Origin of the sequence: Trichococcus sp. K1Tr (assembly GCF_028309625.1) — a bacterium.
In the GTDB taxonomy this organism is placed as follows: domain Bacteria; phylum Bacillota; class Bacilli; order Lactobacillales; family Aerococcaceae; genus Trichococcus.
Map to the genome: position 1 here is coordinate 635,775 of NZ_JAQMHR010000001.1, position 11,615 is coordinate 647,389.

Annotated in this window: 13 protein-coding genes; all 13 read right to left on the bottom strand. The window is 47.5% G+C overall.

The window, feature by feature from the left end:
- Nucleotides 1–110: 110 nt before the first annotated feature.
- Nucleotides 111–1,328, bottom strand: a complete 1,218-nt coding sequence (locus tag PH235_RS02950) for a nucleotidyltransferase (RefSeq protein ID WP_272160955.1) — start codon at nt 1,326–1,328, stop codon at nt 111–113.
- Nucleotides 1,329–1,362: 34 nt separating this feature from the next.
- Nucleotides 1,363–2,106 (bottom strand): class I SAM-dependent DNA methyltransferase, encoded by a 744-nt coding sequence (locus PH235_RS02955; protein ID WP_272160956.1) that lies wholly within the window; start codon nt 2,104–2,106, stop codon nt 1,363–1,365.
- A complete protein-coding gene (gene rsfS / locus PH235_RS02960; RefSeq protein WP_086628349.1) occupies nt 2,103–2,468 on the bottom strand; it encodes a ribosome silencing factor in 366 nt (121 codons plus the stop codon). The genes PH235_RS02955 and rsfS overlap by 4 nt, the downstream gene beginning before the upstream one ends.
- Nucleotides 2,468–3,082: a bis(5'-nucleosyl)-tetraphosphatase (symmetrical) YqeK gene (yqeK, locus tag PH235_RS02965; RefSeq protein WP_272160957.1), complete on the bottom strand. Its 615-nt coding sequence runs from the start codon at nt 3,080–3,082 to the stop codon at nt 2,468–2,470. Before yqeK ends, rsfS begins: the two co-directional genes overlap by 1 nt.
- Complete coding sequence (locus tag PH235_RS02970; protein ID WP_272161033.1) at nt 3,069–3,695, bottom strand: nicotinate-nucleotide adenylyltransferase; 627 nt, start codon at nt 3,693–3,695, stop codon at nt 3,069–3,071. The genes yqeK and PH235_RS02970 overlap by 14 nt, the downstream gene beginning before the upstream one ends.
- A gap of 77 nt (nt 3,696–3,772) precedes the next feature.
- A complete protein-coding gene (gene yhbY, locus PH235_RS02975; protein ID WP_272160958.1) occupies nt 3,773–4,084 on the bottom strand; it encodes a ribosome assembly RNA-binding protein YhbY in 312 nt (103 codons plus the stop codon).
- A gap of 21 nt (nt 4,085–4,105) precedes the next feature.
- The gene (gene yqeH, locus PH235_RS02980) at nt 4,106–5,233 is read right to left on the bottom strand and encodes a ribosome biogenesis GTPase YqeH (RefSeq protein ID WP_086985441.1); all 1,128 of its coding nucleotides are present in this window, start codon (nt 5,231–5,233) and stop codon (nt 4,106–4,108) included.
- Nucleotides 5,226–5,753: a YqeG family HAD IIIA-type phosphatase gene (locus tag PH235_RS02985; RefSeq protein ID WP_272160959.1), complete on the bottom strand. Its 528-nt coding sequence runs from the start codon at nt 5,751–5,753 to the stop codon at nt 5,226–5,228. The genes yqeH and PH235_RS02985 overlap by 8 nt, the downstream gene beginning before the upstream one ends.
- Before the next feature lie 835 nt (nt 5,754–6,588).
- Nucleotides 6,589–7,458: a homoserine kinase gene (thrB, locus tag PH235_RS02990; RefSeq protein WP_272160960.1), complete on the bottom strand. Its 870-nt coding sequence runs from the start codon at nt 7,456–7,458 to the stop codon at nt 6,589–6,591.
- Between the two features lie 81 nt (nt 7,459–7,539).
- Complete coding sequence (locus PH235_RS02995; protein WP_272160961.1) at nt 7,540–8,829, bottom strand: homoserine dehydrogenase; 1,290 nt, start codon at nt 8,827–8,829, stop codon at nt 7,540–7,542.
- 188 nt (nt 8,830–9,017) lie between these two features.
- Nucleotides 9,018–9,248: a YkuJ family protein gene (locus PH235_RS03000; RefSeq protein ID WP_086628356.1), complete on the bottom strand. Its 231-nt coding sequence runs from the start codon at nt 9,246–9,248 to the stop codon at nt 9,018–9,020.
- 110 nt (nt 9,249–9,358) lie between these two features.
- The gene (locus tag PH235_RS03005; RefSeq protein ID WP_272160962.1) at nt 9,359–10,225 is read right to left on the bottom strand and encodes an NAD(P)-dependent oxidoreductase; all 867 of its coding nucleotides are present in this window, start codon (nt 10,223–10,225) and stop codon (nt 9,359–9,361) included.
- Between the two features lie 119 nt (nt 10,226–10,344).
- Nucleotides 10,345–11,550 carry a glycosyltransferase gene (locus PH235_RS03010; protein ID WP_272160963.1) on the bottom strand — a complete coding sequence of 402 codons (1,206 nt, stop codon included), beginning with the start codon at nt 11,548–11,550 and terminating at the stop codon, nt 10,345–10,347.
- Between the last annotated feature and the right edge of the window lie 65 nt (nt 11,551–11,615).

Here is an 11,615-nt window from a genome sequence, read left to right on the forward strand (position 1 = left end):
ATTAAAGGCTCTAGCATCTATTAACCTATCCATTATATTTCTTTGGTTGTGGCCAGTCAAACGCTTCTTGCGATTTTTCATTAAAGTTTTCATTAATTTTTTAAAAAAACTTAGTCCTGATTCCTCGGCTCGTTGCGGATGTAAATGGGTGACCGGGTGAAATTCTGTTCCTCCAAAACCGGAAGCCCTCCCAAACGGTAGATGCGGTCACTCCTGATTTCCAGTTGCAAGTCCGCTGTATATGGCTCACGCAATTTCGTGATGATAGGGGTCTCCGTATTTTTTTTCAAGGTGTTCAGATAGCGTCTTCCGGCCTCCGTAAATCCGAGCAACCGGATGGTATCTTCCTTTTCCTGGAAAGTAGTCGCTTCTGCTTTGGTTATCCCCAACAAAATATAGGAACAGACACGCTGCAGCCGGGCCCACGTCCAACGCTTGTTCTTCACGCGCCGAATGAAGTCCATAAAATCAGTCGCATCCTCAGCCTCTTTTTTCAACCTGTATTCGATGCCTTCTTCAACTTGATAGATGTTCCGGAGTTCCGCATGCGAAAGCAGCATGAGCTGATATTGCAGCATCGCCCAGTATGGAGCCCAATCAAGCAGAGGACGCCTCTCCAGCGCCTCTAACGTCGCTTGCGGCACAAACCTGCCCAGGTCCTTCCTTTCGGTTTCTTTTCCGTGGTGGAGTGACCATTCGCGAATGGCGGTTCCACTTGCAAATTCTTGTCCGAAAGCATCACTGTCGTTGTGTCCGGCACCGCGCCTAAGCACGATGGCCGTTTCCATCGGTTCGGGGAATTGTTCATTTTCTTTGACATACGCCAATCCGAGCTGATTATTGGGCGTTGAAAAGGAAATAGCAGAACCTTGTGGGCGCAACACTTCGGCAATGGCCGTTTCCAGTTGCGCAGCATAGGTTCTGCCATCATTTCGGTAAGTCTGAAAAATCCGATCGATTTCCGCTTCGTGTTCGCGCAAGAAGCGGCTGTGCGAAACGAAATCTTCCGCCGCTCCTTCTTCAGCACCGAACGCAAAGGCATCGCACTGCATCGCCTGCAACAAGCGGATGCCTGCTCTTGCAAACAGATCCGCGGACTGCACACTCCCCAAAACCGGCATTTCCACGACGATGTCGGCACCGTTCCGCAACGCGATTTCCGCACGCGTCCATTTATCCAATAAAGCGGGCGCGCCCCTTTGGACAAAATTGCCGCTCATTGCGACAACCATGACATCGCTCTGGGTCATCCGCCTGGCTTCCGAAAGTTGATAGCGGTGACCGTTATGGAAAGGATTGTATTCTGCGATTACACCACAAGCTTTCATCGAAGCGCCCCCTTTGGTTTCATTGTATGGTTGCTTAAGCTTTTTTGCAGGCAAAAAACCAGCGCGGACTGTCATCGCGCACGTCAGCTTCACCAAATTCGGCTGTAGCCGTCACATCGGTGAATCCGGCTTCTTCAAGGAGCCGCTTGTAGACTTCCAGCGGATACGTGCGTTCGCGATGGTATTCCGAATGGCGTTCAAACAAGTCCGGATTACTCTGGGATCCCACGAAGAAAGTCAAATCATGCTCGACACTGTTCGCAGCATCGCCGGCAAAGCTTTCCCAGAGGAAGGCTCCCGCTTCATCCTGATAGATGTACTGATATCCCGGAAAAACGCTGTTCACTTGATGCATCGAGTGGACGTCGAACAAAAAAACACCGCCAGGTCCGAGATTCCGGATGACGCTTTGAAAGACTTCCGCCACTTCAGCTTCATCAGACATGTAGCAAAGCGAATCGGAGAAGCACGTCACGACGTCAAAATCCCCCATCGGCTCCAGTGAACGCATGTCCCCTACCGCCAACGAAAGCGTAACGCCTTCTTCCTGCATCCGGTTGTATGCAAGCGAAAGCATTTCGTCGGAGAGATCGACCCCTGTTACCCGATGGCCTTTTTTCGCCAATTCCACTGCAATCTTCCCTGTCCCGCATGCCAATTCCATGATGTCCAGACCGGATTTCCCGGCTGTATATTTTTCAACATAAAGAAGCCAGCTGTCGTAGACAGACTGGTCCATTATTTCATCATAGTAATGGGCAAAGATGTCGTAACTCATTGCTCAGTGACCATCCCCGAGATGTCGACCATAGGCGCATCACTCCATAATTTTTCGATGTTGTAATAGCCGCGTTCCTCATGGTTGAATACATGCACGATGACGTCGTTCAAATCGATCAATGTCCATTTGCCTGAATCTTTGCCTTCAACATTTTTGACTTCGCCTTTGTTTTTGTGCACGTTCTCCACGATTGCTTCCACGATTGCAGCGACTTGCTTTTCATTACGGCCGTTCATGACGACAAAGTAATCACCGATCGATGTCAAACCGCGTACATCCAATGCCATGATATCCTGAGCCAATTTGTCATCTGCTGCTTTAACCACTACTTCCAATAATTCTTCACTTGTTAATTTCATTATGATTTCCCCACTTTTCTTTGGATCCAACTGTTGTAGACATAGATTGTGCCGGGATAAATCGGCAGTTCTTTCTTCACCAGATGGATGATTGTTTTTTCTATTTTAAAATAAGCTGCCTCATCCAGGCTGTCCTCAGCCAGTCTTCTGGCTTCGTCAACGCCCTTGAATGCGCGTCCCGACTCGATGTAATCGGCGATGAATAGGACTTTCCCGATCAGCGTCATCATCTCGCCACCGATTGTATGCTGGCGGATCGCGTCAAGGATAGCCTCATCCTTAATTCCGAATACCGTTTCGGCATAATAAGCGCCGACAGGTCCATGCATGATTTCGCTGCCGTAACCGGTCATTTCGCTGTCCATCCCTTCGGACAGGACGATTTCCTTCATGCTTTCCGCAGCATGTTCTTTCGCGTAGTCGTGCAGGAGAGCGGCCAACGAACAGGCTTCCACGGATGCGCCATATTTTTCCGCCAATTGGATGGAACTGGCTTCAACCCGCAGCACATGCTGGAAACGCGATGGCTTCATCTGTTTTTCCACTTCCGCCAAAATGGCTTCCCGCGTCCAATCCGTATAGATCCCTGTATATGCAAGTTCAGTATTCGTCATCGAGATAGAGTCCTTCTTTCAAAATGTAATCTTTGACGTCCTCTTTCACCAAATAACGGATCGAGCGGCCGGTTTTGACCATCTTGCGGATTTCCGTTGAACTGATGTCAATCAACGGCGCATCAACCCAAATGATCGGATAGATGCTTTCCCTTCCGTACCCTGGCCTGGCGACGCCGACGAACTGCACAAGTTGCACCAATTCATCGATGCGTTCCCACTTCGGCAAGTATTCCACCATGTCCCCGCCGATGATGAAATAATAATCGGTGTCCGGATGCATGGAAGTCAATAATTTCATCGTATCGATCGTGAAGCTCTTACCGCCCCGCTCCAACTCGATCGTTTCGATATCGAACAGCGGATTGCCCGAAATGGACAACCGCACCATCGACTCGCGATGTTTCGCCGGGATCGATTCTTTTTCATCGATATGAGGGGGCTCGGCATCGGGCATGAAATAGATCTTATCCAAGCCGAGTTGTTCCCCAACCTGCTGCGCGACGATCAGGTGGCCTAAATGGGGCGGACTGAAGGTCCCTCCCATGATGCCGATGCGTTTCCGGTCCTGGAAAGCAATCTGCGTCTCGACCTCGGTTTCTTCGATGATCATATAATCCGTTTGTCCGATCAAATTTAAAGTTGTGATCAATTTTTTCTCACCTCAATAAAATAGGGATTGGCCTGCCTTTAGATTTTTTCAACGATAGTCGAATAGCGACGGTTCTTTTCTTTGGTTGATGGTTTGAACAACACAAGCGTGCGTCCGATCTGTTGGACGACTTTCGCTTGCAGTTTTTCTTCGATCACTGCAGCGACATCTTCCGTTTCCTCATCCGTGTTCTGCAGAAGAGCGATCTTCAGCAATTCCCTTTTCTCCAAAGCTTCCCCGATTTGGTAAAGCATCTCTTCGTTCAATCCACCTTTACCCACTTGGAAGAGCGGATTCATATGGTGCGCTTCTTTTTTCAAATATTGTTTTTGTTTGCCTCTTAATTCCATTTGACACCTCAGTCTTTTTTATTAAATGATCGGTTTGCGCATTACTGTGTCCACGCCTTGCGGGACCCAGGCTGCGACTTTACCTGGTTTGCGGACAGTTATCCATCCCAATCCGGAAAATACGATATCGGAAGGTACTTTGACATTGAATTCACGTCTGACCAACGGCGGGAAATTTTCAGCGTCTTCCGCAGACGGCGGCTGAAGAAGGGTCCCCAGATGTTTTGCATAGAATTCATCCGCTTTTTCCAATTTGGTGCGGTGGATTTTCAAGTCATTCGAGAAATAGCAAGTGAAGGATGATTTTTCCCCGCTGATGAAATCAAAACGCGATGCGCCGCCCAAGAACAGCGTCTGTTCCGGGTTCAATTGATAAGTGATCGGTTTGATTTCGTGTTGCGGCGCTACGAGCTTCAATTCTTTCGGGCTCAGCACATGCGCCATTTGGTGGTGATGGATGATCCCAGGCGTATCGATGAGGAAATGCCCATCGTCCAAAGGAATACGGATCTGATCCAACGTTGTGCCAGGGAATTGGGAAGTCGTGATGACATCTTCCTTGTTGCCTGTAGCCGCACGGATGATCTGGTTCATGACAGTGGATTTACCCACGTTCGTAACACCCACGACATAAACATCTTTGCCATCCCGGTGTTCTTCGATGGTTTCCAACAGATCATCGATGGACGTCGCTTTCTTGCCGCTTACCAGCATAACATCCACTGGGCGCAAGCCTACTGACTGCACTTGTTCCGTCAACCATTGCTTCACACGGGATAGTTTGACCGACTTCGGCAAAACATCCACTTTATTTCCGACAACCAACACTTTATTATTGCCCGCAAAGCGATGCAAGCCGGGGATCATGCTGCCGTACACATCGAACAGATCGATGACGTTGACGATCAAGGCATCTTCCATCGAGATGGTGTTCAGCATCGCCAAAAATTCATCATCCGTAACGGAAACTTTTTCCATCTGATTGTAATGGCGCAATCTGAAACAGCGTTGGCAGTATAATTGCCCGGAATCCAATCCCTTTTGCAGAGCGGCCGCCGGGGTATACCCTCGTTCGGTCGGATCATCGGTCTGGATTTTTGCCCCACAGCCGATGCAATAGAGATCTTCTGTTAATTCTTCTTTAGTCAAGTGATTTCCTCCATATCATTCCTGGATCATTTTTCAACAAACGTTTCAGCAGTTTTCTTTCAAAGAATCGGTTTATGCGCGTATTCCATCCGTCCGAATTGATGATCGGCATTACCCACACACTCTTGACTCCCGCTCGATTTGCGCCAAAAACATCCGTAAGCAATTGGTCCCCAACCATCAGGCATTGGTCCAACGGAATCTGCAGCTGTTCTGCTGCCTTGATGTAGCCGCGGCGGGAAGGCTTCATGGATCTTGGCACATAAGACAATTGCAGCTTATCCGCGATTATCTTGATGCGCTTGTCGCTGTTGTTGGAAATGATGACGACAGGTACCGCATTTTCTTTCATCAAAGCGATCCAATCCTTCAATTCCTGTGTCCCTTCCGGATTATTCCAGGCGATCAAGGTATTGTCCAAATCGGTCAGTACACCTTTGATGTTGTTCTTTTCAAGTTGTTCCGGAGTGATGTGATAGATGGACTCCACCATCCATGTCGGTTTGAATTTATTTAACATAATGTCTCCTCATCAAAAAAATAAGAGGACGGGAAAAAGCAACAACGTCACTTTTCAAGCAGAACCCGAGAGAACTCCCCCCCAAGTCGCGCCCCAAAACCAAAAAACTGCACGGCACACAATCCGAAAAAAGCATCCTGTACCCCACAAAAAAGTTTTGACCCAGCCTCACTACTATCCAATTGTATATTATAACCCCATTCCAGTAACATTATAAAGCATAAACAAAAAAATACAAGAGCGCGATGATTCGCGGTTAGACATCCGGACGTTGGAGCAAGCGGATGACGTTCACCTCTTTTGTGGACGACAGCCACTTGCGAAACGGGAGTGGTGTCTGCGAATCAGAGCGCGTTTAAGAAGGCGCGATGCTATGCGGGAGAGTGTGATGGATCCCGGGTAGAAATCGAGCACTAAGAGGACTAACACTAAACGGACGCTTTTTGTCCGTGTGTGGTAGTCAGCTTAGGCATAGATTTCTGGGATTCAGAACACGTTTGATATGGCGCTATGTCCCCTAGGCGCTTGTCAGCTTAAGCGGAATCCCCTGCAGGCCAGAGCGCGTCTACGGAGAGCGAGATGTTTCGCGCTCAGACATCCGGACGCTTGCGCTCGGGCCCGGAAAGATGAATATCTTTCCGTTATTCATCTTTTCTGCTCGCATCCGACCCAAAGACATGGATAACTTTCCAATATCCATCTTTTCTGTTCGCATCCAGCCTATAGACATGGATAACTTTCCGATATCCAGCTTTTCTGTCCGCGTTCGGCCTAACGCCTGCGAACACTACCCAAAAATACAAAAAACCCGAGGATTTCACTCCTCGGGCCACAATTATTTGATTACTTGCACACCATTTTTTTCAACATGCAGCAACTTGACTTCACTGTTTTTGACGGCGGCTCTTGCCGCAGCTACGAATGCTGCGGCCTTTTCAGGATGGATCATTGTGAGGATCGTCGTGCCGGCACCACTCAGGTAAGTACCGTACGCTCCCATCTCATGCCCCAACTTACGGACTTGACTCAACTCCGGGACCAAGGCGCCGCGATACGGCTCATGGAAGACATCCTGCTCCATCAATGCGCCCGCTTTTTCGATGTCACCCGAGAAAACAGCCGCCACCAGCATATTCGAAATGCTGCTGCCTTTGACGGCTTCCTTGAACGGAAGCGAATCCGGCAATACGGCCCTGCTCGCCTTCGTCAACAATTCCTTTTCCGGAATCGTCACCACCAAGGCAACCTCAGGGAAACTCGCCTTCGTCCAATATACTTTCGAATCCAGAACAGTTCCGACAGTGAAATCCCCCGTGATGGCAGGCGTCACATTGTCAGGATGGCCTTCGATGCGTGTCGCGATTTGGATTTTATCATCAATGCTCAATTGCAGATCTGCACATTGATTAGCCAACTCGATCCCTGCAACGATGGCAGCCGAACTGCTGCCCAATCCTCTGGCAGCAGGCACTTCACTCGTCATCGTGATTTTCCTTGGTGCCATATTCGGCGCCAAAGACAATGCGGTTTCAATAATCAGATTCGTTTTATCAGTCGGAATCCCCGCTCCCAAATCATGGAGAATTTCCCACTCGTCGGCCTCTTCTTTTACAGTCAACGTCAAATATAACGATACAGCCAATCCAAGGGAATCAAACCCTGGCCCCAAATTGGCGGAAGTTGCTGGTACACGGATATCAAACATCCCACTAATCAATCCTTTCAAAAAAACGATGGTCCATCATTTCTTGATCTATTATTTATTCGAAATACGAAAGAAATCCGATCAGTGTTCCAACACTTTGAAATGGACCTTCAATTTCATATCATCATTATCTTCCATCGCTTGGATGATTTCATTTTCTTGCGCTTTCGACATCGGGTGCGTAACGATGACAATGATCGCTTTACCGTTCGCCAATGGCTCTTGGATGATCTTGTCAAAGCTGACTTCTGCAGTAGCGAAGATTTTCGCCAATTCCAAAAATTGGCCTGCACGATCGGTAACTTCCAAACGCATGAATACAGGATTGATGACCTGCTCAGGCTTCGCGATTCGAGTCTCCACCTCATATTCGTTAAAGATGTTCCCGGTTGTTCCCATAAGAATATTTTTAGCGATATTCATCACATCACTGACGACGGCTGTCGCAGTAGGCAACTCGCCAGCTCCGGCTCCGTAGAACATCGTTTCCCCGAGAGCTTCACCTGCGACAAAGACAGCATTCATTTCATTGTTGACGCTGGCCAAAGGATGCGATTCCGGAACAAATACCGGTCCGACTTCCACATTGACGCTGTCGTCGATTTTTTCGGCAGTACCGATCAGTTTGATTTTGTAGCCTAAACGATTCGCCAGCTTGATGTCGTTGATGGAAACATTGCGGATACCAGTCACTGCTACATCGTCCAAAGTCACATCATTCGTTCCGAAGGCAAGACGAGCCAAAATGACCATTTTGCGCGCTGCATCCAATCCATCGACATCGCTTGTCGGATTTTTTTCGGCAAATCCCAATTCCTGTGCCAAAGCCAAGGCTTCATCGTAAGAATAGCCTTCTTTGTCCATTTTCGTCATCATGAAGTTGGTCGTACCGTTCACGATCCCCATGACTTTTTGGATGTTGTCGGAAGCGAAACTTTCCGTGATCGCACGCAGGATCGGAACACCGCCTGCAACAGCCGCTTCATACAAGAAATCGCATTTGTTCGCTTTCGCCAGCGTGACCAATTCTTTCCCATGCAAAGCCACAAGATCTTTGTTTGCTGAAACGACATGCTTCCCAGCCGCTAACGCTTTGGAGATGTAATCTTTTGCAGCCGGAACATACCCGATCAATTCTACGATGATCGAAATTTCTTCGTCATTCAAAATCTCATCAAAATTATCTGTGCAATGAACCGAATCGCCAAAGAACGTTTTGCATTTTTCAATATCGCGGTCCAGAACCGTTTTGATGACTACTTCCTGTCCGACTACTTGATTGATTTTATTTTGGTGGCCACCTATGATGCGGGCAACGCCAGTCCCTATCGTTCCTAGTCCTAATAAACCTACGTAAATCTTGTTTGCCATTATTCCACCTCTTCAATTATTTCCTTATTACACAGTATACTGAATGTTGCGGAATTACTCTACATAAAAATTAAAAAATTTTAATGATTGCCACTTTTTTCCCATAAATATGGAAAGAACAAAAAAGGCAGCGGGAAAATGAGCCGACTCATTTTCCCGCTGCCTTAGTTCATGCAAGGATGGATGAATTAATCTTGTAATAATTCGTAAATTTCGATGGCAACTAAATCAAGATCATCAAATTGATAAGTTTGGTTTGAATCGTGTTCTTCCAATTCAAAACTTTCCGTATCGCGGTTGTATTTAACGACGCAACGTTCTACGCCTGCTTTTTCAAAACGACGGATTTCGACATCACCATTGTCTTCCATCATTACTTCTAGGCGACGAAGGATCGCTGAGAGCTGTGAAGGTTTCATGATATTTCCCCTTTCAAGACTAACTTCTTATTTATTCTAGCATTTTTTTTCTGACTGCGCATCAATTTACTGTAATTTACCCAAGAAAATCAATATTTGAGCATTGCACCTTATTCGCCCCACCAAAGCTTCACCAGCGCTTGCGTACCATCATCAGCGAAATCTTTGCCCGCTAATTGTTCGTAAAGGAGCGCCGCCTGTTTTGTAGCCGGCAAATCGATGCCCATCTTCTCCGCTTCATCCAGTGCGATCTTAAGGTCTTTCACAAAATGTTTGACGAAGAACCCTGCTGTGTAATCTTGCTTCAGGATCCGAGGGCCATAGTTCGTCAGAGACCAGTTCGCGGCACTGCCTGAACCGACTTGTTCGATTACGCGTTCCAAATCCAATCCGGCAGCTTTCGAATAAACCAGCAATTCGGTCATGCCGGTCATCGTGCCGGCCACCATGATCTGGTTCGCCATTTTTGTGTGCTGGCCGCTGCCGGCTGGCCCTTGCAGCATCACCTTGCTGGAAAATACGGACAGGACTTGTTTTGCGGCATCGAATGTTTCTTGATCTCCGCCGACCATCGTTGTGAGCGTTCCGTTCTGCGCACCCTTGTCTCCCCCGGATACCGGAGCATCCAGAGTAGCAATGCCTTTTTCTTTTCCGAAAGCATATATTTTTTCCGCCAGAGTCGGCGTACTCGTTGTCATATCAATGAGGATATGGTGGTCATCCGCTTGCGAGAAGATTCCAGTCTCGCCAAAATAGGTCTCTTCAACGTCTGTCGGATAGCCTACTATCGTGATGACGATATCTGCTTGCGCCGTCACATCGGCAGGCGTATCGCACCATTTTGCACCTTCTGCGATGACCGCATCGGCTCTGCTCTTCGTTCGATTATAGACATGGACAGGATAGCCCGCATTCAAAAGATGTCTGATCATGGATGAGCCCATGACACCCGTTCCGATAAAACCAATTTTTTCCATTTATACAACAGTCCCTTCCAAAAGCTATGTTAACAGTATACCTTACGCCTAGCGCAGATAAAAACAAAAAAGCGCCGGGGAACAGATTATCCAAGCAATCTGCTTCCCGGCGTTCGGGCTCAACGTTTGATTTTTTCCAGGAGATTCACTCTTAATTTCAATTCTTCGCGCGGCTGCGATTCATAAATGTCGATACTTGTTTGATAATAGCTCAATACGGCATCCGCAAATGCTTTTGAAGAAATTTCCTGCATCAGTTCATCCCATACTTCTTGGTTGATTGCAACATCGGAACTGTGAAAAAAGTCCGCATAAGCGATGATGGTCTTGCCGATTTTGTCATCCTCTTCGAACAACATCCCTAGACTGTCCTCGGTTATCAGACCGGATAAATAGTCATTCCGTTTAGCGATGACCGGACACCCATTTACGATCGATTCCAAGTAGGTCAAGCCTTGCGTCTCTGATTCTGAAGCATTGATATAAATATCCGCCATCTGATAATATTCGCTCACATCTTCATTTCTGACTTCCCCGACAAAAATCACATTACGGGTCAAATCCATTTCCGCCACCAGCGTCTCCAAATCATGGCGCATCGGCCCGTCACCGACGAACACAAGCTTTGCGGACGGGTAGGCTGCGACAACCTCGGGAAAGGCATGAACAAGCTTATCCAGATTTTTTTCTGAAGACAACCTGCTGAGGGAGAGCAGCACCAATTCGGAATCCGAAATGCCCAACTCCTCGCGCTTGCGGGATTTGATGCCGACAATCTGTTCGGGTATCCTGACACCCGTTGGAATGACGCGAATTTCCTTGTAGATATTGTAGGATGCCAATTTCTCCTTCATTTGCTCGCTTGGAGCAATGATGCCCATCGTACTGTTGCAGAAATAACGGGAGGCTATCTTAACCGCACGGGGTTTCACAACTTTCCCTTTCGCGATGTAGTGCAGATATTTTTCGTACATGGTGTGATAGGTATGCACCGTCGGAATCTCCAGCATATACCCGACGAATTTCCCCGTCAATCCCAAACTGAACTCCGTATGCGTGTGCACGATGTCAATCTTCTGTTTCTTCGCTTCCTTCAACGCTTTGTTCATCCCTTTGACCGCAACCCTACGATCTTTGAAAGACAAGAACGGGATGCTGGTCAAGCGGATTATATTTTTTTCAGCTTCGTCAGCTTTCGGGTCAGTTGTGGTAAAAATGATGACCTCATGACCTTCTGCCTCCAATTCCTCTTTCAAGGTGCGGATTGAAGTGGAAACCCCGCTCACTTGAGGAAAATACGAATCTGTAAACATGCCTATTCTCATGATTTCACCTCGAAAAAATCCCATCAAATTTATAATGACTCAATATGTTCAGTATATAGAACATT